Genomic DNA, 25,762 nt, shown 5'->3' with positions numbered 1-25,762 from the left:
TCTTCGCTCGGACAGATGCGGCGCGAGCCGCGTCTGCCCGGCGACCTCTCACAACTTTTCCGCCAGCTTCTTGATCGCCGGCTTGATCGACCCAGCGGCTTCGTCGTAGCCGTCCCACGCCTTGGTCTTGGCCAGCAGCGCCGGCACGGTGCGAACCGTGTAGCGCTTGGGATCGAGCCCGTTCTTGACCTGCGCCCATGTCACCGGCATCGACACCGTCGCGCCGTCACGCGCCCGCGGCGACAGCACGGCAACCGCCGTCGACATCCGGTCATTGCGCAGATAGTCGAGGAAGATCTTTCCCTTGCGCAGCTTCTTCGACATGTTGAGCAGATACTGCTCGGGATTGTCGTTCGCCATCCACTGGCAGACGCCCTGCGCAAAGGCCTTCGCCTCGGGCCATGTCACCTTGTCGCGCGCGCCATGCAGCAGCGGCGTCACGACGTGCAGGCCCTTGCCGCCGGTGGTCTTGCAGAAACTTTCCAGGCCGAGGCTCTCGAGCCGCTGCCGCATCTCCTTGGCCGCCGCGATGACCTCATCGAATGCGACGTTCGGCGCGGGGTCGAGATCGAACACCAGGCGGCCGGGGACGTCATAAGCATTCGGCGCACAATTCCACGGATGCAGTTCAACCGCGGCGACCTGAGCCACCGCGATCAATCCCTCGACGCGATCGATCTGCAGATAAGGTTTGCGATCGCCCGAGACCTTCACAAGTTCGAGCAGGTCCGACATGCCCTGCATGCCGTGGCGCTGGAAGAACCGCTCGCCGTCGATCCCGTCGGGCGCACGCACGATCGAGCACGGCCGGCCCTTCAGATGATCGATCATCCAACTGCCCACCGCTTCCAGATAGTTGGCGAGATCGAGCTTGGTCACCGGCTCGCCGTCGCCGGCGTCGGGCCACAGCGCCTTGTCCGGCTTGGAGATGGCAACGCCCATCACGGTGGCGGCGCTCTTGGTCCGTGACGGCGTCTTGTGCACCGTGGTGCCGCCGGTGGCGACCGTGGCCGCCGCACGCGCCAGTGGTTTGGCGACTTTCGTTGCTACGACCGGCTCCTCGGCGACCACCTCGCGCGCCGGCTTGTCCTGCCGCAGTCCCTTGAACGAGGCTTGCCGGACATTGTTATCAGCGGTCCAGCCGGCGAACTCGATCTCGGCGACCAGCTCCGGCTTCAGCCAGTGCACCTCACGCGCCTTGCGCGGCGCGTTCCTGCCGCCAAACGGACTCTTGTCAGCTGCCGCCGCCTTCAGTTTCGGCATGATCTCCTTCACCGTCTCCTGGCCGAAGCCGGTGCCGACGATGCCGACATAAGCGAGATGATCGTCCTTGTTGACGCCGACCATCAGCGAGCGGAATTTTCCGTTGGTCGTCTTCCAGCCGCCGATGACCACCTCGTGGCCGGGCCGCGTCTTCGCCTTGGTCCAGCTCTCCGTGCGTCCCGAATGGTAGGCCGAGTCCAGCTTCTTGGAGACGATGCCTTCGAGCTGCAGCTTGCGCGCGGATTCCAGCACCGACTCGCCGTCACTCTCGAAGTGCTCGACATAGCGGATGCGCGGCGTCTTGCCCTTGATGTTCGCCTTCAGCAGCTTGGCCAGCCGCGCCTTGCGCTCGCGCAACGGCTGGCGACGAAGGTCGAACTCTTCGGCGAACATCAGGTCGAAGGCAAAGTAGACCAGCTCATCGGTCTTGCCAGCGGAGATCGCCGCCTGCAGTGCGGAGAAGTTCGGATTGCCGTCCTTGTCGAGCGCGACGATCTCGCCATCGATGATCCCATCCGGCAGTTTGGCCGCCTCCTCGGCGATCGCACCGAACTTGGCGGTCCAGTCCAGGCCCTTGCGCGTCTTCAACGTGGCCTTGCCGTCCTCCACCCTGATCTGCACGCGATAGCCGTCGAACTTGATCTCATGCGCCCAGCCCTCGCCGCTCGGCGGCTGCGCGACCGACGTGCAGAGTTCGGGCGGCACGAAGTCGGGCAGCGACGTCACCGTGGTCGGCGCGACCGCCGCCTTGCCGGCGCGAGGCTTTGCTGCTTTCGCCTTCGCCGTGGACCTTAAGGTTTTGGACTTCGCTGAAGACGTCTTCTCCGTCTTGCCGTCGCTGCGGTTGGAGTGCCACACCGCGTCGGCGTTCATGCGCTGCGTCTTGCCGAGCATGAACGGCTTCGGAGCCTTGCCCTTGCCGGCCGCGATCTGCTCCATCGTGCGGCCCGAGGCGACCGACTTGTCGGCGCCCAGAATATCGTTGGCCTCGCCCTCTCTGGCGAATTCGTCGCGATGCTTGATCAGCAGCCAGTTGGTGCGCTTGCCGCCGGTGCGATCGTGGCGCATCCGCACCAGCACCCAGCTGCCATGCAGCTTGTCGCCGTCGAGGGTGAACTTCAGATCGCCCTTCTTGAAGCCGCGCTCGGGATCCTCGCTGTCCCAATAGCCACGGTCCCACAGCATGACAGTGCCGCCGCCGTACTCGCCTTCCGGAATCGTGCCTTCGAAATCGCCGTAGTCGAGCGGGTGGTCCTCGACCTCGACCGCGAGCCGCTTGTCGTGCGGATCGAGCGACGGCCCCTTGGTGACGGCCCAGGACTTGAACACGCCACCAAACTCCAGCCGCAGGTCGTAATGCAGCCGCGTCGCATCATGCTTCTGGATGACGAAGCGCGGCCGCGCGGCGCGCGCCACCTTGGCGTCGCCCGACGGCTCCGCCGTCTTCTCGAAGTCGCGCTTCTTGCGATAGGTGGAGAGCTTCTTGAGCGCCACGGTGATCCCTCGCGTTGAGCGGCAGCGTAGCAAAGCCGGTGGGGTCCTGGAACCGCTTCGCCGGTGGCGCCGCGCGACCCTCGGCTCGCATCTGCCTGATAACACCGGGCAAAGTTCCGCGTTCCCGCGGCTCAGCAGAGCCCGGGTCTTGCGATGGTCCGCCCCTGGGTCAAACCGGAGGGCGCAGGGAAGGCCGGGAGCTCGCCGCCCCCATGGCCCGCCTGCTCAAAAAATGCAGGCGGCAGGTACCACAGGTGCAGCCGAGACATCCCGGCCCTCCCTGCGCGACAGTTTTAACGGCTGCTTCGCGTTCTCCTCGGTGCGCCGGCTTTTGGCCACCGTGCGCGCCATGGGCTTCTGCCCATGACGCGGGACACCAGCTTCGGGGTGTCAGGACCGCGCGACTTGACCGTGCGTGCAGGACCGTTCGTCGGCGCGACCAAGTCACGCTGCAACCCCACACGCCCATCGCATTCCGCTGCCAACGTCCGTGACGACCGCGATACGTCCCCTTCCGACGCAACGGAACGCGCACACCATAATGCTGATTTTGCGAAGTTGTCAAGCCAGAATTTCATTTTTCCGAACAACACTGCGCCTGGTTGACCCGACTCTATAGATGAGCCGCGGCCCTCCTGCCGTTCGCGCGTCATGTTGCCAACGCCGTCCATGCCCTGAATAATGGCTTTCTGGACTCTGGCGCAGGGCAGGACTGATCATGGGCACAAACATGTCTTGGGCTTTCGTGGATGGCGTCGGCCTAGACGAGCTCTACAGGATTCTCGACCTTGAGCCGACCGACGCGTCTCTCGACTATACGGATCTGGGGACGAGCGATTTTCCTCTGGCGGGTGCCAAGCTCGCACCAGGCTGGTCGGCCATTTTTGGCAAATACGCTCTCGTCATGGATCTGCTCCTTGGCACGACGCCGCCTCGGCTCGCTCGCCTGCCGGCGCAGTCCCGCTGCATCGCATGCGTCGTCCTTGAACATGCCATGGTCTCCTATGCCGGATACTGGCAAGGCGCCGAGCGGGTGTGGGAGATTCGGCACGATGCCGGCGACCATCTCGAGGCGACGGGAGCGCTACCGGGAGACTATGCAAGGCTGCGCGACGAGGCCATCGCTAAGCAACGGCCCAGCCAACCCGGCCGCTGGACCGTTGACTATCTGTTCGACGTTCCGACCGATACCGCAGCCACAGTCACGGGTTACCCCGATCGGTGGTCGATGCAAGCAAGTCTCTTCAGCGAGTTACGTGCTCTCAATCCGGCCAAGGGCAATGACTTGGCCCGGCTGAGCACGCCACCCCAATGGTGGCAGCTGACGAGATCAATGGAGTATCGTTGATGGGCTTCGTCACGCAACCGGTGTGCGGGATGTCGCAGAGCGATCCCTGCGGAACCTAAACAGGAGCAATCTGGTTGGGCACCGTATCGCTTGTACGGAGACCATGATGGCCCCCCGCGCCTACTGGAAAGGCTCGCTCAAACTCTCGCTCGTCAGTTGCCCGGTCGTGCTCTATCCGGCGTCGACCTCGGTCGAGAAGACGCGCTTTCACCTGATCAATCGCGAGACCGGCAACCGGCTGAAACAGCAGATGATCGACGCCGAGACCGGCGACATCGTCGAAGGCGACCAGAAGGGACGCGGCTACGAGTTGTCCAAGGGGCAGTATGTCGAGATCGAGCCGGAGGAGCTGGAAGCCGTCCAGATCGAGAGCAACCACACCATCGACATCGACAGCTTCGTGCCGCGCGACGAGATCGACCAGCGTTACCTGAACCATCCCTATTACATCGCCCCCGACGGCAAGGCAGCGAACGACGCCTTCGCCGTCATCCGCGACGCGATGAAGGACCAGGACCGCGTCGCGCTCGCACGGATCGTGCTGACCCATCGCGAGCACATCATCGCCATCGAACCGATGGGCAAGGGCATGCTCGGCACCACGCTGCGCTTCCCCTATGAGCTGCGCGACGAAGCCGAGTTCTTCGACGACATCAAGTCGCCGAAGATCACCAAGGATATGGTGGAGCTCGCCGGCCACATCCTGCAGACCAAGGCGGCGCACTTCAAGCCGGCGGAGTTCAAGGACCAGTACGAGACCGCGCTGAAGGCGCTGGTCAAGCGCAAGGCATCGGGCAAACCGATCAAGCTGCCGGAGCCGGAGGAGAAGTCCGACAACGTGGTGAGCCTGATGGATGCCCTGAAGCAGAGCCTGGGCAAGGGCGGCAAGAAGTCGTCACGCGCACCGTCACGGCGGCCGGCGTCGCACCGTCGCTCCACAAAGAAGGCGCACCGCTCCGCGGCGCGGCAGAGGAAGGCGGGGTGATGACCCCCGAGCTCTCCGTGTGACGCAAGCGGCTTCCACGCCCACCGCCGTCATCCCGGCGAACGCCGGGATCCATACTCAGCGGCAAGTGTGGTGAGACGAGACTGGTCGACATCCCGCCCAATCACATCTCCCTGGGGTTATGGGTCCCGGCGCTCGCCGGGACGACAGCGGGGGTTTTGCGACGGCTGCGCGTCACAGCTTGCGCGACACGCGTAGCCAGGGTGAGCGCCTCGTCAGCTCTTCTTCGACGACTTCTTCTTCGTCGCCTTCTTGGTGGTCTTCCTCGTGCTCTTCTTGCTCGACGTCTTCGAGGAGGACTTGGCCGTCTTCTTCGCCGAGGACCTCGCGCTCTTCTTCGCCGGCACCTTCTTGCCTTCGCGACGTGCCTCGGACAGGCCGATCGCGATCGCCTGCTTGCGGCTCTTGACCTTGCGGCCGGAGCCGCCGCTCTTCAACGTCCCGGCCTTGCGTTTCTTCATCGCGCGCTCGACGTCCTTCGAGGCGCCCTTGGAATATTTGCGTGCTGTGCGTGCCATGAAACGGCTCTCCATTCTGACACGACAAAAATGATCGGGAACAACGATGGTTCCGTTCTGTCAACGCCGAAAGAGAAGCTCTTCAGTTCGCTGCAACAGGCTTTCGCACGGTCTCGTTGCAACTCCCCGCGCCCAGGCCTCGGCGGACGCGATCGAAGGCTCCAGATCGCGCAGAGACTCGGCTCGCCAATGAATGCGATCACGACCAAGCGGCAAGGCCTCGGTTTCGGAGTCGATGCCAACAAACGGCAGAATATCGCGATCTGTCTCGAGTCGCGCGGACATCCGATGCGCGACGATGATCCTTGCTCCCTCGATCGGGGAAAGAGCGTTGGACAGAATCTGCCGCGCCGTCTCGATGATCGTCTGTCGAGCCCGCACGATCTCATCCTGATTCCAGCTCATCAAGACCTGCCACCCAATGACGATAGTTCGAAACGATCAAACATCAGGCTAATCCGGCGCCCTTAGCCGATAGCCGATACCAGTCTCGGTCAACACGAAGTGCGGGCGTTCGGGGTCGGTCTCGATCTTCTGGCGGAGCTGGCGGACGTAGACGCGGAGATATTGCGCGTCGGTCAGTTCGTCCCACAGCTCCTTCAGCAGGAAGCGATGCGTCAGCACCTTGCCGGCGTGCTGCACCAGGACGCGCAGCAGGTCGTATTCCTTGGGCGACAGCTTGATCTCGCGCTCGCCGAGCTTGACGATGCGGCGGACGAGGTCGACCGAGAGGTCGCCGGTGCGGAACACCGGGCGCTCGCCCTGCACCTGCAGCTGGTGGCGCAGCGCCGCGCGCAGCCGCGCCAGCAGTTCGTCCATGCCGAACGGCTTGGTGATGTAATCGTCGGCGCCGAGGTCGAGCGCCTTGACCTTCCCGGCCTCATCGCCGCGGCTGGAGAGCACCACGATCGGGATGCTGTCGTTGCGCGCCCGGATGGTGCGCAGCAGCTCATGGCCGTCGATGTCGGGCAGCCCGAGGTCGAGGATAATGAGCGCCGGATTCTCGGCGAGCTTTTCGAGCGCGACCCTGCCGCTCGGCGCCTCCAGGATCTCGTAGCCCTGCGTCGCCAGGCCCATGCGCAGCAGCTTGCGGATCGGCGGCTCGTCGTCGATGGCCAGGACCTTGATTGGAGCGCCCGTCATGCAGCGGTCTCCAGCGGCTTGGCCTGCGCGGGCACCGGCAGGCGAATGGTAAGGACGGCGCCGCGCCGGTCGGTGCGGTTGCCGGCGACGATGCGGCCATGCATGGCTTCGATGAAGCCGCGCGAGATCGCAAGCCCGAGCCCGGTGCCCGGCCGCACCTGGTCGCCCTTCTGCACGCGGTAGAACTTGTCGAACACGTGCTCGACCTCGGCGGCCGGAATGCCGTCGCCTTCGTCACGGATGTCGAGCACGACCCAATTCGCGTCGCTGAAGGCGCGGATCGCAATCGAGGTGTCGGCCGGTGCATATTTGGCGGCGTTGTCGAGCAGGTTGAACAGCACCTGCTCGAACAACACGGCATCGACCTCGACCATCGGCAGATCGGAGGCCAGGTCGAGCGACACTTGGTGGGCGGCGAGGATCTTGCTCGCTCGCCGCAGCGCGCTGCCGACGATCTCGCCGACATCATGAAGCGCCGCATTCGGCACGATGGCACCCGACTCCAGCTTGGTCATGTCGAGCAGGTTGGCAATGAAACGATTCAGCCGCTCGGATTCGTCGATCACGGTGGCGAGAAGATCGAGCTTCTCGCGGTCCGACAGCCGCGTCGCCAGGTCGCGCATCGTCGAGGCCGCGCCGAGCACGGAGGCGAGCGGCGTCTTCAGATCATGCGAGATCGAGGTCAGCAGCGCCGAGCGCAGCCGGTCCTGCTCCATGGTGCGCTTGACCTTGTCCATGTCCTCGACCAGCAGCACGCGCTCGATCGCCAGCGCGCCCTGGTCGACCAGCGCATCGAGCAGCCGGCGCTGGTCGGGCGTCAAGAGCGGGCCGGTGCGGTCGTCATCGATGCCGATGACGCCGATCAGGCCACGGCCGGTGCGCATCGGCAGGAACAGGCGTTTTGCACCGGGCAGCGTGTCGGAGCCGCGGCCGGCGGCGCGATCGTTGGCGAACGCCCAGCTCGCCGCGGCGAGATCGGCATCGTCGAGCTGGTCCTCCGGCGGATAGCCGGCCATCACCGTGAGCTTGCCGTCCTGAGGCAGCAGCAACACGACGCGGACCTTCAGCATCAGGGCCGCTTGATAGGCGGTCGTCCACAGCACGTCGTCCAAGGTCGCCGTGCCGGCGAGCTTGCGGCTGAAGGCGTAGAGCTGCTCGGTGGTCCGGATGCGCAGGGCCGCGGAATCGGCCTGAATGCGAACGCGCGCGGCGACATTCGACACCAGCATCGCGATCAGCATGAAGAAGAAGAACGCGCCGATGTTGGTCGGGTCGGTGATCGTGAACGTATACAGCGGCGGCAGGAAGAAGAAGTTGTAGCACAGCGACGCGGCGAGGCTCGCCAGCAGCGACGGTCCGAGGCCGTAGCGCGCGGCGACGCCGACGACGGCGGTGAGAAACACCAGGTCGACGTTCTCGATGCCGAAGAAGGGCTGGATCAGCTCGGCGAGGCCGAGGCCGGCCGTCGTGATCAGCAGCGCCATCGCATAGGGCTTTGGCTGGAACGGCTCGCTACGGGCGCGCGTCTGCACCGAAGGCCCGGGCGCCTCCGACGGCTCCTCGCCGGCGATGACATGGATGCTGATGTTGCCGGCGTGCCGGACGAGGTCGTGAACGACGGAGCCCCTGATCATCTCGAACAGCCGCGAGCGGCTGGACTTGCCGATGATGATCTGGGTGACGTTGTTGGCTTGCGCGAAGCTGATGAGGTCGTCGGCGATGCGGCGGCCGACGCCGGGGATCGTCAGCGCCTCGCCGCCCAGGCTTTCCGCCAATCGCAGCGTATCGGCCAGCCGGTCACGCTGCTTGTCCGTGAGCTGCAGATTGCGCCGTGTCTCGATCGTGACCGCGGTCCAGGGCGCATGGACGCGATCGGCGAGCCGCTTGGTGTAGCGCACCAGGCTCGCCGCACGCGGATCCTCGGAGACGCAAACCAGAATGCGCTCGCCGGCCGCCCAGGGGCCGGCAATGGCGTTGGCCTGCATGTGAGTGAGCAGTTGCTCGTCGACCCGCTCGGCGGTCCGGCGCAGCGCCAGCTCGCGCAGGGCGGTCAGATTGCCCGGCGAGAAATAATGCTCCAGCGCCCGCTCGGCCTGCTTGGGCACATAGACCTTGCCCTCCTTGAGCCGCTGGATCAGGTCATCGGGCGTGAGGTCGATCAGCTCGATGGCATCGGCGCGGTCGAAGATCGAATCTGGCACCGTCTCGCGCACCCGCACATGGGTGATCTGGGCGACGACGTCGTTGAGGCTCTCGATGTGCTGGACGTTGACGGCGGTATAGACATCGATGCCGTGCGACAGCAGCTCCTCGACGTCGAGATAGCGCTTCGGATGACGGCTGCCGGCGGCATTGGTGTGCGCGAGCTCGTCGACGATCGCGAGCTTCGGCCGCCGCGCGATCACGGCATCCAGATCCATCTCCTCGACGCTCTGATCCTTGTAGGAGATGCGCTTGCGCGGGATCACCTCCAGGCCGCGCACCAGCGCCTCGGTCTCGGCGCGGCCATGGGTCTCGACCAGGCCCACGACGACGTCGACGCCGGCCTTCACCTTGGCATGCGCGCTCGACAGCATCTCATAGGTCTTGCCGACGCCGGGCGCGGCGCCGACGAAGATCTTGAGCTTGCCGGCAGGACTCTCCTCGCGCCGGGCCGCTTCGAGCAGCGCTTCCGGCGAGGGACGTTGGTCAGGATTGCGGCGTTGGCTGGCCATGCGGCATTATAGACCTGATGTCATTGCCGCCAAGCCAGGGCGCGGGGCCGGTTCATTGCACCTTGGCGGCGTCGAGCGCCAGATTGAGAGCCAGCACGTTAACGCGGGGTTCGCCGAGCAGTCCGATCAGGCGGCCCTGGGTCTGCTGAGCAACCAGCGCCCGAACGCTGGCTTCCGGCAAGCCGCGCGCCTTGGCCACCCGCGGCACCTGGAACAGCGCGCCCTCCGGCGAGATGTTCGGATCGAGCCCGCTCGCCGAGGTCGTAACCAGATCGACCGACACGGCCTGCGCGGGATTCTCCCCCTTGAGCTTGTCGACATCCTCCTTGACGCGGTCGGCCAGCGCCTTGCTGGTCGGGCCGAGATTGGAGCCGGAGGAGTTGGCGGCGTTGTAGGGTGCCGGCACCGTCTTGGTGGCGTCATTCGGATCGGCGGCTGACGTCGCGGATGGACGGCCATGGAAGTATTTGTCGTCCTTGAACTCCTGGCCGATCAGCGCCGAGCCGATCACTACACCGTTGCGCGTGATCAGGCTGCCCTCGGCCTGGGCCGGGAAGATCGTGCCGGCAACGACGGTCATCGCAAGCGGATAGAGCAGCCCGGTGATGAAGGTCAGCGCGAGCAGGACGAAGATGGCGGGACGGATTTCTTTGAGCATGGTTGAGTCTCCGATATCTCTGCCGTCATTGCGAGGAGCGAAGCGACGAAGCAATCCAGGGCTGCGCGCGGAACTCTGGATTGCTTCGCTGCGCTCGCAATGACGGCGGTTGGTGGGTCAAGCCAGATGCAAGGCGGTCACGAGCAGGTCGATCGCCTTGATGCCGATGAAGGGAATGATGATGCCGCCGAGCCCGTAGATCAGCAGGTTGCGGCCGAGCAGCGCGCCGGCGCCGATGGCGCGGTAGGCGACGCCCTTCAGCGCCAGCGGGATCAGCGCGATGATAACAAGCGCGTTGAAGATGATCGCCGACAGGATCGCGCTCTGCGGGCTCGCGAGATTCATGACGTTCAGCACGTTGAGCTGCGGGTAGAACGCCAGGAACATCGCCGGGATGATCGCAAAATACTTGGCGACGTCGTTGGCGATCGAGAACGTCGTCAGCGCACCGCGCGTCATCAGCAGCTGCTTGCCGATCTCGACCACCTCGATCAGCTTGGTCGGGTTGGAGTCCAGATCGACCATGTTGCCGGCCTCGCGCGCCGCCTGCGTGCCGGTGTTCATGGCGACGCCGACATCGGCCTGCGCCAGCGCCGGCGCGTCATTGGTGCCGTCGCCGCACATCGCCACCAGCTTGCCTTTGGCCTGCTCGTCGCGGATCAGCCTGAGCTTGTCCTCGGGCGTCGCCTGCGCCAGGAAGTCGTCGACTCCCGCCTCGGCCGCGATGGCGGCTGCGGTCATCGGGTTGTCGCCGGTGATCATGACGGTGCGGATGCCCATGCGGCGCAGCTCGGCAAAGCGCTCGCGGATGCCGCCCTTGACGATGTCCTTGAGCTGGATGACGCCGAGCAGGCGACCGTCCCTCGCCACCGCCAGCGGCGTGCCGCCGGACTTGGCGATGTCGTCCGAGATGGCGCGGATCTCGCGGGCGAGCTCGCTCTCGGCCTGCGGAATTGCGCGCATCGTATTGCCGGAGGCGACCTGCGTGACGGCGCCACCGCCGATATAGTTGAGGATCGCGTCGACCGCGCCCTTGCGCACCGACGAGCCGCCGGCATCGACGCCGCTCATACGGGTCTGCGCGGTGAACGGCACGAAGGTGGCGCCGAGCTCGGCCATGTCGCGGCCGCGGATGCCGTACTTCTCCTTGGCCAGCACGACGATCGAGCGGCCCTCCGGGGTCTCGTCGGCCAGCGAGGCGAGCTGTGCAGCGTCGGCGAGCTCCTGCTCGCTCACGCCGCGCACCGGACGGAACGCGGTCGCCTGGCGGTTGCCGAGCGTGATGGTGCCGGTCTTGTCGAGCAGCAGCGTATCGACGTCGCCGGCGGCCTCGACGGCACGGCCGGACATCGCCAGCACGTTGAAGCGCACCAGGCGGTCCATGCCGGCGATGCCGATCGCCGACAACAGCGCGCCGATGGTGGTCGGGATCAGGGTCACGAACAGCGCCACCAGCACCACCACCGAGATCGAGCCGCCGGCATAGGCCGCGTAGCTCGGGATCGTCACCGTCGCGAACACGAAGATGATGGTGAGGCCGGCGAGCAGGATGTTCAGCGCGATCTCGTTCGGCGTCTTCTGCCGCTCGGCGCCCTCGACCAGCTTGATCATGCGGTCGATGAAGGTCGAGCCCTGGGCGGCCGTGATGCGCACGCGCACCCAATCCGACAGCACCTGCGTGCCGCCGGTCACCGCCGAGCGGTCACCGCCGGATTCGCGGATGACAGGCGCGGACTCGCCGGTGATCGCGGCTTCGTTGACCGAGGCGACGCCCTCGATCACCTCGCCGTCGGACGGGATGGTGTCGCCGGCCTCGACCAGCACGATGTCGCCGACCTTCAGGCTGGTGCCTGCGACCAGCTTGTAGCTGTGGTCGGTCGTACCAGAGCCGGTCAGCAGCTTGGCCTGGCTCTCGGTGCGGGTCTTGCGCAGCGAATCCGCCTGCGCCTTGCCGCGGCCTTCGGCGACGGCTTCGGCAAAGTTGGCGAACAGCACGGTGAACCACAGCCAGAGAATGATCTGGAAGGTGAAGCCGAGGTTGGCGCCACCGGACACGACGTCGCGCAGGAAGATCACCGTGGTGAGGGCGGCGACGACCTCGACGACGAACATCACCGGGTTCTTGATCATCAGCCGCGGATCGAGCTTGACGAACGCAGCCTTGATGGCGGGCAGCACGATCTTCGCGTCGAGCATGGTCGACATCGACGAGCGCTTCTGCAGTTTGACGGTTTCCATGGAGGTTGCTCCGAGATCAGAACACGGTGCCAGCGGTCATCGCGAGATGCTCGACGATCGGACCGAGGGCGAGTGCGGGGAAGAAGGTGAGGCCGCCGATGATCAGGATGACGCCCACGACCAAGCCGACAAACAGGCCACCCGTCGTCGGCAGGGTGCCGGCCGACGGCGGGATCGACTTCTTCTCGGCGAGGGAGCCTGCAATCGCCATCGCCGGGATGATCATGAAGAAGCGGCCGACGAACATCGATGACGCCAGCGTCAGGTTGTAGAAGAAGGTGTTGCCGGTGAGGCCTGCGAAGGCCGAACCGTTGTTGGCAGTGGCCGAGGTGAAGGCGTAGAGCACCTCGGTGAAGCCATGCGGGCCGGCATTGGCCATCGACGCGACGGCCGAGGGCAGCACGACGGCGACCGCTGTCCAGCCGAGATACATCAGCGGCAGCACGAGAATTGCCAGCATGGCCATCTTGACCTCGCGGGCCTCGATCTTCTTGCCGACATATTCCGGCGTGCGTCCGACCATCAGGCCGGCGACGAAGATCGCGAGCACGACGAACAGCAGCATGCCGTAAAGGCCGGCGCCGACGCCGCCTATGATGATCTCGCCGAGCTGCATGTTGATCAGCGGGATCATGCCGCCGAGCGCGGTGAAGCTGTCATGCATCGCGTTGACGGCGCCGCAGGACGCCGCCGTCGTGATCACGGCGAACAGCGAGGATGCGACGATGCCGAAGCGGACCTCCTTGCCCTCCATGTTGCCGCCGGTCAGCCCGAGCGCGTTGAGCACGTTGCTGCCATTGGCCTCTGCCCAATAGGTGATGGCAACGCCTGAGATGAACAGCACGCCCATCACGGCGAGGATCGCCCAGCCCTGGCGCTGGTTGCCGACCATGCGGCCGAACACGTTGGTCAGCGCGGCGCCGAGCGCGAAGATCGAGAGCATCTGTATGAAGTTCGACAGCGCGGTCGGATTCTCGAACGGATGCGCAGCATTGGCATTGAAGAAGCCGCCGCCATTGGTGCCGAGCATCTTGATCGCGACCTGCGAGGCCACCGGCCCGACCGCGATGGTCTGCCTGGCGCCTTCGAGCGTCGTCGCCTCGACATAGGGCCCCAGCGTCTGCGGGATGCCCTGCCAGACCAGGAACAGCGTGTACACGATGCACAGCGGCAGCAGGATGTAGAGCGTACACCTGACGACGTCGACCCAGAAATTGCCGACGGTGCGCGCGGAGGCTCGTGAGAAGCCGCGGATCAGCGCGATCGCCAGCACGATGCCCGTGGCGGCCGAGAGGAAGTTCTGGTGCGTCAGGCCGAGCATCTGCACGAGATAGGAGATCGTGCTCTCGCCGCCGTAGTTCTGCCAGTTGGTGTTGGTGAGGAAGCTGATCGCGGTGTTGAACGACAGATCTTCCGCGACGGCGGATTGGTCGGCGGGGTTGAACGGCAGCACGGCCTGCAACCGCATCACGCCGTAGATGATCAGGAAGCCGCCGACGTGGAACAGCAGCATGGCCACCGTATAGGTCAGCCAATGCTGCTCGCGCCGCTCGTCGACGCCGCCGATCCAGTAGATCGCGGCTTCTACCGGCCGCAGCACCGGAGAGAGGAAGGTGCGGTCGCCGTTGAAGACGCGCGTCATGTACCAGCCGAGCGGCTTGGCGAGCGCGACGATGACGGCGCAATAGAGCAGGATCTGGATCCAGCCGATCACAGTCATGGGGAATGTCCTTGGAAGTGCCGAGGCCGGCTCAGAACCGCTCGGGCCGCAGCAGCGCGTAGGTGAGATAGATCAGGAGGCCGAGCGACACGGCGCCGGCGAGCGAATAGTCGACGATCATGGCCCGCCTCCTACAGCCGCTCGCAGGCGTAGGTGTAGCCGATCGCCAAGGCGAACAGGCTGGCGGCCAGCGCCAGCATCAAGAGGTCCAGCATGGTGTTCTCCTCATGCGCGCAACCGGCGCGCAGCGCGTAGAGCGGCTGGGGCGCGCGTGTGCGCCCCCGCCTCGTCCACGGTGCCAGATGGCATTCGGTCCCATAGGTTTTCGAGACGGCGCGGCCGGCGGCGTTATAGGAATCTCATATGAGGCCGCAGCGCTGGCGCCGGCGCGGGACCGCGCGTTTATGCGCCGCCTATATCTCTGGTCCTCCGCCCCTCTCGCCTTCCTACGGCCTCCGGCGCCAGATTGCTGTCCGGCCACGACGGCCATGGTTCAAGGACAATGGGACAGCGCCATGCCGGTCACGACGGTATTCGATTTCGACGCGCCTCCGCAGATCGCACAGCGCGGCGCCGCGCTGATGGCCGAGCTGCTCGGTCAGGCCGACGGCATTTCAGCATTGTCGGCGCGCGCACGGCGCCGGACCAGGATCGATCGGATGGTTCAAGCCGGCGCGCGTGTCGATGCCGCGCTTGAGCTGATCGCTCTGCAGCTGCCGAGCTGGTCGCTGCGCCGGCTGGACTATGACGGCGGCGAATGGCACTGCGCACTGTCGCAGCGGCGCGAGCTGCCCGACTGGCTCGACCACTGCGCCGAGGGACGGCACGCCGACATCGCGCTTGCTCTGCTCGAGGCAGCCGTCGAGGCGCACCGGCTCGAGGGATCCGCGACATCGTCGCATGCAAGACGCGCTTGCGAAGCCGAGCCGACGCTCGAGGAGACGATCTGCTGCGAAAATTTCTAGAGCGGCGAGCCAATCAGCGAGACAAAAAAACGGGGCGGCCAGATCGGCCGCCCCGCATGCTTCGATCCGTTGCTTGGATCAGAAGATCTTGACCGCGCTTTCCAGCGTCTTCCAGACACCCCACGCCAGCGGCACGCCGACGAAGGCCCAGAACAGCGCGGATCTGCCGTCCAAGCCGCCCCTGCCGATGCCGAACGAGCCGTGCTGGATCGCCGACTCGTTCTTGGCGAGCTGGGCCTGGTAGCGAGCGACCTCATCCTGGCTCATGTTCCACTTTTGATCGACCGGCTTGATCAGCAGGTTGCAGATCAGGCCCGCCAGGAGCATGGCGCAGAGGATGTACATCGTCGTGTTATACAGCTGGTCGCGCGGCACGCCGGCGGCGAGCTGGAACTCGCGGATGTAGTTGACCACCACCGGACCGATGATGCCGGCGGTCGCCCAGGCCGTCAGCAGCCGACCGTGAATGGCGCCCACGAACTGGGTGCCGAACAGGTCGGCGAGATAGGCCGGCACAGTGGCGAACCCGCCGCCATACATCGAGAGGATGATGGCAAAGGCGCCCACGAACAACAGCTTCGATCCCATCGCTGCAAAGGTCGGCGCCAGTGCATAGAGCGCGATGCCGATCAGGAAGAAGCAGTAGTAGGTGGCCTTGCGGCCGATATGGTCCGACAGCGAGGCCCAGAAGAAACGGCCGCCGATGTTGAACAGCGAGAGCAGGCCGGCGAAGCCTGCCGCGATGCCCGCGACGGTTGCCTTCTGCGTCGCATCGAGCTGGTTGAAGCTGACGTCGGGCATGCCGATCAGCTTGCCGGCGAAGATCTCCTGCAGCATCGGCGAAGCCATGCCGATCACGCCGATACCCGCCGACACGTTCAAGCAGAGCACCCACCAGACCAGCCAGAACTGCGGCGTCTTGTGCGCGTTGTCGAGATGGACATGGTGCTCGGAGATCATCGCCTTCTTCACCGCAGGCGGCGTCCAGCCCTCGGGCTGCCAGCCGACCGGAGCGACGCGGTAGGCGAAGGCGCCGATCATCATGAACACGAAGTAGATCAGGCCCATCGTGACGAACGTTTCCCAGACACCCACCGAGGTCGGCGTCTTGAAGTAGTTCATCAGCAGGTTGGCCAGCGGAGCGCCGATCATTGCGCCGCCGCCGAAGCCCATGATCGCCATGCCGGTCGCCATGCCGCGGCGGTCAGGGAACCATTTCACCAGCGTCGAGACCGGCGAGATGTAGCCGAGGCCGAGACCGATGCCGCCGATGACGCCGGCGCCCAGCCACATCATCCAGAGCTGATGCACGTAAATGCCGAGTGCCGCGAACAGCAGGCCGCCGCCCCAGCAGCAGGCCGCCACGGCGCCCGCCTTGCGCGGTCCGGCCCGTTCGAGCCAGCCGCCCCAGATCGCTGCCGAGCCGCCAAGCAGCACGAAGAACAGAGTGTACATCCAGCCGAGGCTCGCGACCTTCCAATCGCAGGTGGTCGTGACCAGCTCCTGCAACAGGCTCATGTCCGGGCAGGCCTGCGTCTGCGTCACACCGATCGCGCGCGACAGGGGCAGCCAGAACACCGAGAAGCCATAGGCCATGCCGATGCACAAATGGATGCACAGCGCCGCCGGAGGAACCAGCCAGCGATTGAAGCCCGCTTTTGCGACGGTGTGTTCACGATCGAAAATGCCCGCTTGCGGGTTCTGCAGCGTCCCCGCGCTTTCAATGCTTGCCATGCATTCCTCCCCTGCCCGTCCAACGCAACACCGTCATGTTCTGTCCCCTTGATCAGAATCGATACGCTTGCCTACCCGCTTGGCCTGCCGAACCGCTTTGCAACGCACAAACGCTCATTCTGGCCGCTGGCATAAGACCCCCTCACCCGAGGACGTATGCCGTGACCATCATTTTGCAGCGGTCCTGCTTGGCCCGATCACTTGCGGGCACGACCAAACTTCCGCAACCTCCGCGGAGGCGCCTCAATTGGTGCAGAACCGAGGCAAATTGTCGATAGTAAAATGGTAATATTTGGTCGATCGTCGTGGATTGATCGCACCGCAACCAACAAGTGTTGCTATCAAACCAAAAAATTCACGTGCAACTCACACCGTCGCCACTCTCGGCTGCAGTCATCTGTGTCGCCGATACTTCGGTCGATGTCGCGCTCCGCCAAACCAACTAATCAGAATCACCCATGCAGGTGACGGCCGTCGGAATGAGATGACACCGCTCTCGAAGATGTGAAGGAAACAACCTCTCCTTGCCTCGCCACATTGACGCAAGCCTCGACTGAGAAGGCGGCATTGTTATGGGCGAACGCCGACCACCATGCGACGATCGGCAGCAACTCGATGGCTTGACACTTAATTTCCAGGCCTCTCGCACGAACTACTTAGTTGAGACAACCTGCAGCACGTCATGCTGCGCTTTCCGGCGGGCCAGCGACGTCATCTCCCGCCCTCTTCTCGATCAAAAACAGAACGCTGCGTTCGCCGTGGTCGACAATCTCGATCCGATCCCCGGTTTCTCGAATCAGGTTTGGAATGTCGATGACGGCCAAAGGGTCGGTGCAGCGCACTTCCAGGCGCTGGCCCGCCTTCAGCGACTGCAGCGCCTTGCGGGTTTTGAGCACGGGCAGTGGGCACTTCAAGCCGGAGAGGTCGAGCCTGATCATCTGCTCCGTCCGAAAGAGGCGATCGCGCGATCGTGAGTTCCAGAATAGGTGCGGCGCTGCAGCAACCGCGTCGTCATCGGTTCCATGTCGTACTCTCTCCGCCCAGGTTCTCACGATGGAACCCGACGGTTCTCCGCCGCAACTCAATATCTCGGCAAGGCCTGGACTAGGGCCTGGACCTCGGACAACGGCATCGCCGCCCTCAGCATCAGTTCCGCAATCGCGGGGATGTCGTCGAGATGAGCCTGCGGCAACTCGGTTCCGACCCGGACATCACAGGCAATGCCAACGATGCCGGGGTCATCCGGGAACAAGAACGGCTTGCCATTGTCGCTGCGATGCACCTCGATCCTGCGATGCGGACCGGCCTTGTACCCTTCCACGACGACCAGGTCGACCTCGGCCATCTTGCCCAGCAGATCGGCCATCGTCGGCTCGGGCCGGCCCCGCAACTCGTGCATCAAGGCCCATCGCGTTCCCGATGCGACCAGGACCTCCGCGGCGCCGGCCTCCCGGTGCCGCCACGAGTCCTTTCCGGGCACATCGACATCGAATCGGTGATGGGCATGCTTGACCACGGAGACGCGAAGTCCCCGCGCAATCAGGTGTGGAATCAGCCGCGTCAGCAGGGTTGTCTTGCCGGCGCCGCTCCAGCCGGCAAGGCCGATGACGTTCATTGCGGTCTCCAGAATGTCTCGAGCACGGCCACTGCCTGCGCGAACGCGCCGCTGCAGATTGGGGCGGTGACCTGAAGCTTTATAACCCCGGCGTTGCAATGTCATGCCGGGAGGCTTCGCGCGGCCGGAGCGGACCGGGTTCGCTGCGGCCAACCCGGCACTCACGCTGCGCCGCGGGACGTGATAGACCGCGTTCGGCAATACGGAACCAGTGACCATGACAGCGATGCCCGCGGCATCGATCCCGGGCGTCCTGCTCGCGGGCGGCCTCTCCCGGCGGATGGGCGGCGGCGACAAGCCGATGCGCCTGATTGGCGGCCAGACCATTCTGCAGCGGGTGATCGCGCGACTGACCCCGCAATGTGGAACCTTGTTCCTCAATGCCAATGGCGATCCGGCCCGCTTCGGCGCGCTCGGCCTCCCTGTCGTGCCCGACAGCATCGACGGCTTTCAGGGTCCGCTGGCGGGCATCCTGGCCGGCCTCGACGTCGTCGCAGCCCGGATGCCCGCCGCGCAATGGATGCTCAGCGCCGCCGCCGACTGTCCGTTCCTGCCGCCCGATCTGGTCACGCGCCTCGCCGCCGCCCGCGCGGCTGAAGGCGCCGATATTGCGCTGGCGGCTTCGGGCGGTCAGATCCATCCGGTGATCGGCCTGTGGCCGGTCGGATTGCGCGACGATCTCCGCCGCGCTCTCCTCACTGAGGACATCAGGAAGGTCACCCGCTTCACGGCGCGCTACAACGTCGCCACCGTGACCTGGCCGATTGAGCCGCGCGACCCGTTCTTCAACGCCAACACCGCCGACGATCTTGCCGAGGCGGAGCGGCTCGCCGCTATGGGCGACTGAGGACGCACGATGGATGCTACGACCTCCGTCCGCCGGGCCGTACTCGCCGTCGCGGCACTCAATCTCGGCTATTTCGGCATCGAGTTCGCGGTCGCGCTGGCGATCGGCTCGGTCTCGCTGTTCGCCGACAGCGTCGATTTCCTCGAGGATGCGTCGGTCAATCTGCTGATCGCGCTGGCGCTGCGCTGGAGTGCTGCGCGGCGGGCGCAGCTCGGCAAGGTGCTGGCGCTGATCCTGCTCACGCCCGCGCTGGCCGGGCTGTGGACCGCGGGAGAGAAACTCTTCGTCACTCCCGTCGTGCCGGCGCCGCTGCCGCTGACCGTGGCTGGCCTCGGCGCGCTGGTCGTCAATCTCGGCTGCGCATTGATCCTCGCGCGGGTCCGTGATCACCAGGGCAGCCTGACCAGGGCCGCCTTCCTGTCGGCGCGCAACGATGCCTTCGCCAACATCGCCATCATCGCGGTCGGCCTGGTCACCGCCTTCCTGTGGCGCTCGATATGGCCCGATCTGATCGTCGGCGTCGGTATCGCGCTGATGAACGCTGACGCCGCGCGCGAAGTGTGGGAGGCCGCGCATGAGGAGCACAAGGCCGCCAAGGCCTGAAGCGGACGGACCACCCGCCCGGCCACTCTTTGCGGTGCAAACGTTCGTCCCTTTCGGCCGCTCTGCGGTGTGATTGACGGCCGCCCCGGATTGATTGCAGATAGGCGGAGCGGCCAGCAGAGCCGCGACGACCAACGGCGCGACGCCGACAGCGGTGGAGGACGGATTGCAACTCGGTTCCTTGAGGCGGGCGGCATGCGCCGCGGCAGCGCTGCTGGTCACGACGGCCACGCACGCCGAGATCTCGGATAACGTCGTCAAGATCGGCGTGCTCAGCGACATGAACGGCCCGGCCTCGACGCCGACCGGACAGGGCTCGGTCACGGCCGCGCAGATGGCGGTGGATGATTTCGGCGGCAAGGTGCTGGACAAGCCGATCAGCGTCATCGTCGGCGATCATCAGCTCAAGCCCGACATCGGTGCTGCGATCGCGCGCCGCTGGTACGACACCGAGCAGGTCGATCTGATCGTCGACGTGCCGGTCTCCGCCGTCGGCCTCGCGGTGCAGACGATTGCCACCGAAAAGAAGAAGCTGTTCATCACCCAATCGACCGGCGCGGCCGATTTCCACGGCAAGTTCTGCTCGCCCTACGCGATGCAATGGGTGTTCGACACCCGCGCGCTCGCCACCGGCACGGCGAAGGAAGTCGTCAAGCGCGGCGGCGACAGCTGGTTCTTCATCACCGACGACTACGCCTTCGGTCATTCGCTCGAGCGCGATGCCTCGAGCGTCGTCACCGCCAATGGCGGCAAGGTCGTCGGATCGGTGCGGCCGCCATTCGCGACGCCGGATCTCTCCTCCTTCATCCTGCAGGCACAGGCCTCGAAGGCCAAGATCATCGGCATTGCCGCAGGTCCGCCGAACAACATGAACGAGATCAAGACGGCGGCCGAGTTCGGCCTGCTCAAGGGCGGCCAGCAAATGGCGGCGCTGCTGGCTCTGATCACCGATATCCACTCGCTCGGCCTGCCGGCGGCGCAAGGCCTGCTGCTGACGACCTCGTTCTACTGGGACATGGACGACAAGACGCGCGAATGGTCGAAGCGCTATTTCGCCAAGATGAACCGCATGCCGACGATGTGGCAGGCCGGCGTCTACTCCGCCGTGACGCACTATCTGAACGCCATCAAGGCGGCCGGCAGCGATGATCCGCTCGCGGTGGCCGCGAAGATGCGGGAGACGCCGGTCGAGGACTTCTTCGCCCGGAACGGCAAGCTCCGCGCCGACAATCTGATGGTGCACGACCTCGTGCTGGCGCAGGTCAAGTCGCCGGAGGAAAGCAAATATCCGTGGGACTATTACAAGATCCTCGCGACCATCAAGGGCGAGGATGCGTTCGGGCCGCCCGATCCGGCGTGCCCGATGAAATAGGCGAGTAGCGAGTAGCGAGTAGCGAGTAGCGAGTAGCGAGTAGCGAGTAGCGAGTAGCGAGTAGCGAGTAGGCAATCCGATTCGCCCCATTCGCTACTCCCTATTCGCCATTCGCCCCCCTCATTTCGCCACGCCGATCTCGCGGAAATATCTCAGGACACCCGGGTGGATGAGATCGAGACTTGGCGCCGCCGCCACCGTGTTGGCGGCGGTGGTTTCGCAGGCCTGCGCCAGCGCGGTGCAGAGCGCGGCTTCCGCGCCATGCAGCGTCTTGGCCAGGCGGTAGGCGACGTCGTCGGGCAGGCTCTCGCGCGTCAGCACGTAGCTCCACGAGCCGATCGAGGCGATGGCTTCGCTCTGGCCGGGATAGCTGTTCGGCGGCACGGTGAGCAGCTTCAGGAAGCTGTGCTTAGCCCTGATCTGCGCAATCTCCTCGGCCGAGGGCGCGATGAAGCGCGCGCCGCCCGGCGCCTTTGCCATGGCGTGGAACCCCGGCCAGCCAGTGCCGGCGCCCCACAGCGCCACGGCGCGGCCGTCCTGCACCATGGCCGGTCCATCGCCGGCGCGATCGAGATAGATCGCCTCGAAATCCTCGTCCTGCTTCAGGCCGAGCCCATCGAGCATGTAGCGCGACATGATCGGCAGGCCCGAGCCCTTGGCGCCGAACACGACCACATGGCCGACAAGATCGCGGATGCTGCGATACGCGCTGTCGCGGCGCACCACGAACAGGCCCGGGCTGGAGAACATCGCCGTCAGGATCTTGAGCCTGGTCTTCGGGCGATCGATGCCCATGAAGGCCTGATAGGCCGGCTCGCCGGCCACCAGGCCGACATCGAGCTCACCCCGCTCGAGCAGCGGAATGTTCTCGTTGCTGCCCATGGTGTTGCGCGGGACGATCGCGAGTTTGGGATCGGCATCGTTGATGGCCTTGGCGAAGGCTTGGCCATAGACCGGGAAGCCGCCCCCTGGCGTCGCCGTCCCGCTGAGCGTGAGCGTGCTGATGGCCTGTCCTCCCTGCTGCGCTGCGGCGCCGGAGGCGAGCAGTGCAACGGCAAGGCCGAGCCATGGCAATCGCTTCATCGGCCGGCCTTTCCGTACCTGCACGCCCACCACGCGCTTGTATGCAAGCGAGCCGATCTATGGAAGCATGGCGCCCACGACAACGACAAGAGCTTGGGGAGGACGAGATGAAGTGGATGCGTGCGATCCTGGTCGGCCTCGTGGCCACCATCGGCCTGATGCAGCCGGCCGCGGCCGCCTATCCGGACCGTCCGGTGCGCTGGCTGATCGGCTTTGCCCCCGGCGGGCCGGTCGACATCGTTGCGCGTATCATGGCGCAATGGCTCTCCGACCGCTTCGGGCAGCAATTCGTGGTCGAGAACCGCACCGGTTCGGGCGGCAACATCGCGGCGGCGGCGGCGATCAATTCGCCGCCCGACGGCTACACCCTGCTGTTCGTAGCGCCGAACAACGCGATCAGCACCTCGCTGTACAAGAAGCTGCCCTACGATTTCATCCGCGACACGGTGCCGGTCGCCAGCATCATGCAGCTCACCAACATGCTGGTGGTGAGCAACGACCTGCCGGCCAAGACGGTGAAGGAGTTCATCGACTACTGCCTCGCCAATCCCGGCAAGATCGCGTTCGCCTCGTCCGGCAACGGCACCTCGGTGCACATGGCGGCCGAACTGTTCAAGGCGATGACGAAGTGCGACATGCTGCACGTGCCGTATCGCGGCTCGGCGCTGGCCTTCCCGGACATCATCTCCAACAAGGTGCAGCTGATCTTCGACAATCTGCCGACGGCGCTGGAGCAGTCGCGCGGCGGCAGCGTCCGCGCGCTCGGCGTCACCTCGCCGCAGCGCTGGCCCACGGTGCCCGAGGTGCCGGCGATCGCGGAGACCATCCCGGGCTACGAATCGGTCGGCTTCTACGGCATCTCCGCGCCAAAGGGCACGCCGCCCGAAATCGTCGAGATCCTCAACAAGGCCGTCGGCGAGGCGCTGAAGGATCCCAAGCTGGTGGCACGGCTGGCTGAGACCGGCGGCATCCCGCGCGCCATGACCCCGGCCGAGTTCGGCAAACTGGTCGTCGACGAGACCGAGAAATGGCGCAAGGTGGTGGAATTCGCCGGGGTCTCGGTGGACTAGCCCCGCAGCGCGCCCGGACAGTGGTGGCCCACGCCCGCCACAACGGCCGCCACCCTTCCAAAACGATCCGGCAGCAGCATTGCCGGATCGCCGCCGGGGCTGTAAACGAACCCCGCACCGTCGCCGGGTCGCTCGCGCGCCGGACAGGCCCGTTCCTGCCCGCCGCCCCCAAGCCCTCCGCGCCGCGGGGCCTGTAGCTCAATGGTTAGAGCCGGCCGCTCATAACGGTCTGGTTGCAGGTTCGAGTCCTGCCGGGCCCACCAATGAGATCAAACACTTGACGGAATAGCCATTTTCGCAGCGGACCGTTTCGCGGACCGGTTGACCAGTCCGCTCGGCCCGGACCTACCGACTCACTCGCAATTTCTCAATGACCGCGAGAGCGCTGAGGTGCGGTGCGCAACCCGTTCAGTCGGCGGCTGGAAGATCATGCAAGGCCAAGCGCCGCGCCAATTCAGCTTGGGTCCGCACAAATGCTTCCGGATCGGTGCCTACACTGATCCCCAACTCTCGACACTCATTGTAGATGTTTTGAATCGCCTCGTGCGATAGACGCCTGCTGCCAGTCTGGACAACGAGGGTTGTGAGAATTGGCAGATTGTTTGTGACGCAGTAATGCACCACACGCCCCAGGCTTGCCGCTACAACTGCGAGGGTCTTGTGTCCCTCCCAGGGAGTGTTTGGCCGAAACTCAGACCAGATTTGACCATAGGTGCACAATCCATCCTTCGACTGTAGCGCCAATTCGATGATCTTTGCGGCGACCTCGCAGGTACCAAACACTGCCGGTTTCCGTCGCAACTTCTCTAGCAAAATTTCGCTGAGCGAATACTTTCCCCCCTTCGTTTTCTACGCTTTCCGATAGTTCGACTCGAAAGCATCGAGCTGTTCGTCGCTAAGTTGCTCTATCCCCATAGGTGCAATCCGCAATGTAATTGAATTGATGCAGCAGATTTCTTCGGCAAGTTGCGCTGTCGCTTCGTGCTGGTCGCCATACATTGAGGGCCCTACGCAGCGGTTTCATCCTCAACCTCGGGCAAAGGCTTAGCCTCCGCCGCGAGAACGGCCTTGATGTCTATGACGTGAACCGCGCTGAGATAGATCGTCATGTCTTTCTGCGCGAGAATGACCTCAAGCTCATTTCCGGTAAGGTCTTCGAACATATTGCAAATAATTTCCTTGGACCCATTCGCATGGCGGTACATCGCCGAATGATTGGGGCAGAGCGCCAGATAGTTCTGGTGGTAGCGCTTCTTGAGTTCGGGCAAAAATTCGACTGTTTCAAAGAACTCGCTGCCATCGTCCAGCTTAAACGGCAACGGGCCTTTGCAAATCTGGCACGTCATCTCGCCATCAGCGTTGCGATAGTGCTGCCGCAAGTATTGCTCTGCCTCTGCTTTCACATCCTCCCGACCGACGGACACCGACCGGCTGCGGATCTCGCTCTCTTTGTCAGGAGCATTCTCTGCCTGTTCAGCAACATTCCGTGCACGCTTCTGAGGATTGGCCGGATCTCGATCTGGGACCGCGGACTTTGCTGCGGCTTCACGCTCTGCAAAAAACCTTTCCTGTTCTTCCTCCGGTAACGCCGCAAAACGCTTCGCGCGTTCCAAGGCGCTTGCATCAGAAAAGCCCGCTATCTTGGCGACGTCTTCCTTTTCACGCTTCTGTGCTGACAGCCGTTCAGCCTCACTACCGAACTGGATTGCCTTCAAACCTTTGGAGCCTGAATCGAAAGGAAATCCTTCCGGCAGCGCCCCCCTGGACGCCTCTGCAGGGCGAACGAACCTTCCATCGCCCTGCGGAACCCACGCTGCGTTCCGCAGTTCGTGCACGAGCATCGAATCGGCGTAGCGCGCACCCCAACTCTGATTGCGCTGGTACGTTGCCTGCAGGTAGTCGGGATATGACGGAAGCGCCGTCAGCGTTCGCCAAACCAACCGAGACAATTCCAAGCTAGGGGTCTTCAACAATTCGCCCAGCTTCGGGATACAAAAATCACGGTCGATTGGCGAGGTATATCTGTCGCCTCCGACATTGCGCAGGTAATCCCACTTTGGGTTACGCCGACAGTCGCGGTGTTCGATCTTTAGGTTCGTCCGGGCACCCACGAGTTGGGTAAACGCCCCGATCTGCTCCAGCTTGATGCCGCGCTCCTTGTAGGACGTATGAAGCGCCGCGCATTCCGGATCCTCCCCCAATCTGCCGTAATATGCGGAGAGATCAGTTTGCTTGAATGGGTGGTCGAGATAGATGCCGTCTGGGGTGTGCCATTGGTCATCGTCGCCCAGGAAGATGTAGTAGGACGCGAACAGCTTTGCCTTTTCCGACTGCTGCCTTACGAGCGCGACAAAGCGTTTCAAGTCTCGCA

Annotated in this window: 21 protein-coding genes and 1 tRNA gene; 8 read left to right on the top strand and 14 right to left on the bottom strand. The window is 64.6% G+C overall.

Going from position 1 to position 25,762, the window contains the following annotated elements:
- Window positions 1-48: 48 nt before the first annotated feature.
- Complete coding sequence (ligD, locus tag ACQR1I_RS06165; protein ID WP_434867517.1) at window positions 49-2,757, bottom strand: DNA ligase D; 2,709 nt, start codon at window positions 2,755-2,757, stop codon at window positions 49-51.
- A gap of 718 nt (window positions 2,758-3,475) precedes the next feature.
- Here ligD and ACQR1I_RS06160 point away from each other — a divergent pair.
- Window positions 3,476-4,105, top strand: coding sequence for a hypothetical protein (locus ACQR1I_RS06160; protein ID WP_434867518.1), 630 nt, complete (start codon window positions 3,476-3,478; stop codon window positions 4,103-4,105).
- Window positions 4,106-4,211: 106 nt separating this feature from the next.
- On the top strand, window positions 4,212-5,090 hold the full coding sequence (locus ACQR1I_RS06155) for a Ku protein (protein ID WP_434867519.1): 879 nt from the start codon (window positions 4,212-4,214) through the stop codon (window positions 5,088-5,090).
- A gap of 236 nt (window positions 5,091-5,326) precedes the next feature.
- On the opposite strand, the gene ACQR1I_RS06150 is transcribed toward ACQR1I_RS06155, so the two are convergent.
- The 8 genes from ACQR1I_RS06150 to ACQR1I_RS06115 form a co-directional block, all read right to left on the bottom strand.
- The gene (locus tag ACQR1I_RS06150) at window positions 5,327-5,629 is read right to left on the bottom strand and encodes a DUF6496 domain-containing protein (RefSeq protein ID WP_434867520.1); all 303 of its coding nucleotides are present in this window, start codon (window positions 5,627-5,629) and stop codon (window positions 5,327-5,329) included.
- 60 nt (window positions 5,630-5,689) lie between these two features.
- Window positions 5,690-6,034, bottom strand: coding sequence for a hypothetical protein (locus ACQR1I_RS06145; protein ID WP_434867521.1), 345 nt, complete (start codon window positions 6,032-6,034; stop codon window positions 5,690-5,692).
- A 48-nt stretch (window positions 6,035-6,082) separates the two neighbouring features.
- Window positions 6,083-6,772, bottom strand: coding sequence for a response regulator (locus ACQR1I_RS06140; protein WP_434867522.1), 690 nt, complete (start codon window positions 6,770-6,772; stop codon window positions 6,083-6,085).
- Window positions 6,769-9,486, bottom strand: coding sequence for a DUF4118 domain-containing protein (locus tag ACQR1I_RS06135; RefSeq protein WP_434867523.1), 2,718 nt, complete (start codon window positions 9,484-9,486; stop codon window positions 6,769-6,771). The genes ACQR1I_RS06140 and ACQR1I_RS06135 overlap by 4 nt, the downstream gene beginning before the upstream one ends.
- A gap of 52 nt (window positions 9,487-9,538) precedes the next feature.
- Window positions 9,539-10,144 carry a K(+)-transporting ATPase subunit C gene (locus ACQR1I_RS06130; RefSeq protein WP_434867524.1) on the bottom strand — a complete coding sequence of 202 codons (606 nt, stop codon included), beginning with the start codon at window positions 10,142-10,144 and terminating at the stop codon, window positions 9,539-9,541.
- A 117-nt stretch (window positions 10,145-10,261) separates the two neighbouring features.
- The gene (gene kdpB / locus ACQR1I_RS06125) at window positions 10,262-12,382 is read right to left on the bottom strand and encodes a potassium-transporting ATPase subunit KdpB (protein ID WP_434867525.1); all 2,121 of its coding nucleotides are present in this window, start codon (window positions 12,380-12,382) and stop codon (window positions 10,262-10,264) included.
- Between the two features lie 16 nt (window positions 12,383-12,398).
- Window positions 12,399-14,102, bottom strand: a complete 1,704-nt coding sequence (kdpA, locus tag ACQR1I_RS06120) for a potassium-transporting ATPase subunit KdpA (protein WP_434867526.1) — start codon at window positions 14,100-14,102, stop codon at window positions 12,399-12,401.
- 31 nt (window positions 14,103-14,133) lie between these two features.
- Window positions 14,134-14,223, bottom strand: a complete 90-nt coding sequence (locus ACQR1I_RS06115) for a K(+)-transporting ATPase subunit F (protein ID WP_006614032.1) — start codon at window positions 14,221-14,223, stop codon at window positions 14,134-14,136.
- A 394-nt stretch (window positions 14,224-14,617) separates the two neighbouring features.
- Between ACQR1I_RS06115 and ACQR1I_RS06110 the strand changes: the two genes are divergently transcribed.
- Window positions 14,618-15,067 carry a hypothetical protein gene (locus ACQR1I_RS06110; protein ID WP_434867527.1) on the top strand — a complete coding sequence of 150 codons (450 nt, stop codon included), beginning with the start codon at window positions 14,618-14,620 and terminating at the stop codon, window positions 15,065-15,067.
- A gap of 78 nt (window positions 15,068-15,145) precedes the next feature.
- Here the strand turns inward: ACQR1I_RS06110 and ACQR1I_RS06105 are convergent, their stop codons facing one another.
- The 3 genes from ACQR1I_RS06105 to mobB form a co-directional block, all read right to left on the bottom strand.
- Entirely contained in the window at window positions 15,146-16,801 is a 1,656-nt protein-coding gene (locus ACQR1I_RS06105; protein ID WP_434867528.1) for an OFA family MFS transporter, read from the bottom strand.
- Window positions 16,802-17,481: 680 nt separating this feature from the next.
- Window positions 17,482-17,739: a sulfurtransferase TusA family protein gene (locus ACQR1I_RS06100; RefSeq protein ID WP_434867529.1), complete on the bottom strand. Its 258-nt coding sequence runs from the start codon at window positions 17,737-17,739 to the stop codon at window positions 17,482-17,484.
- 143 nt (window positions 17,740-17,882) lie between these two features.
- Window positions 17,883-18,416: a molybdopterin-guanine dinucleotide biosynthesis protein B gene (gene mobB, locus ACQR1I_RS06095; RefSeq protein ID WP_434867530.1), complete on the bottom strand. Its 534-nt coding sequence runs from the start codon at window positions 18,414-18,416 to the stop codon at window positions 17,883-17,885.
- A gap of 217 nt (window positions 18,417-18,633) precedes the next feature.
- On the opposite strand from mobB, the gene mobA reads away from it, so the two are divergent.
- The 3 genes from mobA to ACQR1I_RS06080 all read left to right on the top strand — a co-directional run bounded on the left by mobA (window position 18,634) and on the right by ACQR1I_RS06080 (window position 21,238).
- Window positions 18,634-19,263: a molybdenum cofactor guanylyltransferase MobA gene (mobA, locus tag ACQR1I_RS06090; RefSeq protein WP_434867531.1), complete on the top strand. Its 630-nt coding sequence runs from the start codon at window positions 18,634-18,636 to the stop codon at window positions 19,261-19,263.
- A 9-nt stretch (window positions 19,264-19,272) separates the two neighbouring features.
- Window positions 19,273-19,866: a cation transporter gene (locus tag ACQR1I_RS06085; protein ID WP_434867532.1), complete on the top strand. Its 594-nt coding sequence runs from the start codon at window positions 19,273-19,275 to the stop codon at window positions 19,864-19,866.
- A gap of 166 nt (window positions 19,867-20,032) precedes the next feature.
- Window positions 20,033-21,238, top strand: coding sequence for an ABC transporter substrate-binding protein (locus tag ACQR1I_RS06080; RefSeq protein ID WP_434867533.1), 1,206 nt, complete (start codon window positions 20,033-20,035; stop codon window positions 21,236-21,238).
- Between the two features lie 120 nt (window positions 21,239-21,358).
- Here the strand turns inward: ACQR1I_RS06080 and ACQR1I_RS06075 are convergent, their stop codons facing one another.
- Entirely contained in the window at window positions 21,359-22,321 is a 963-nt protein-coding gene (locus ACQR1I_RS06075; protein WP_434867534.1) for a TAXI family TRAP transporter solute-binding subunit, read from the bottom strand.
- A 107-nt stretch (window positions 22,322-22,428) separates the two neighbouring features.
- On the opposite strand from ACQR1I_RS06075, the gene ACQR1I_RS06070 reads away from it, so the two are divergent.
- Window positions 22,429-23,391, top strand: a complete 963-nt coding sequence (locus ACQR1I_RS06070; RefSeq protein WP_434867535.1) for a Bug family tripartite tricarboxylate transporter substrate binding protein — start codon at window positions 22,429-22,431, stop codon at window positions 23,389-23,391.
- Between the two features lie 187 nt (window positions 23,392-23,578).
- Window positions 23,579-23,654, top strand: a tRNA-Ile gene (locus ACQR1I_RS06065).
- Window positions 23,655-24,398: 744 nt separating this feature from the next.
- Here the strand turns inward: ACQR1I_RS06065 and ACQR1I_RS06060 are convergent.
- On the bottom strand, window positions 24,399-25,754 hold the full coding sequence (locus ACQR1I_RS06060; RefSeq protein WP_434867536.1) for a hypothetical protein: 1,356 nt from the start codon (window positions 25,752-25,754) through the stop codon (window positions 24,399-24,401).
- Window positions 25,755-25,762: the final 8 nt, after the last annotated feature.

This window comes from Bradyrhizobium sp. HKCCYLS2038 (assembly GCF_051167655.1).
Classification (GTDB): domain Bacteria; phylum Pseudomonadota; class Alphaproteobacteria; order Rhizobiales; family Xanthobacteraceae; genus Bradyrhizobium.
Note: the sequence above shows the minus strand (reverse complement) of the source record. Positions and strands in the feature narration are given on the sequence as shown.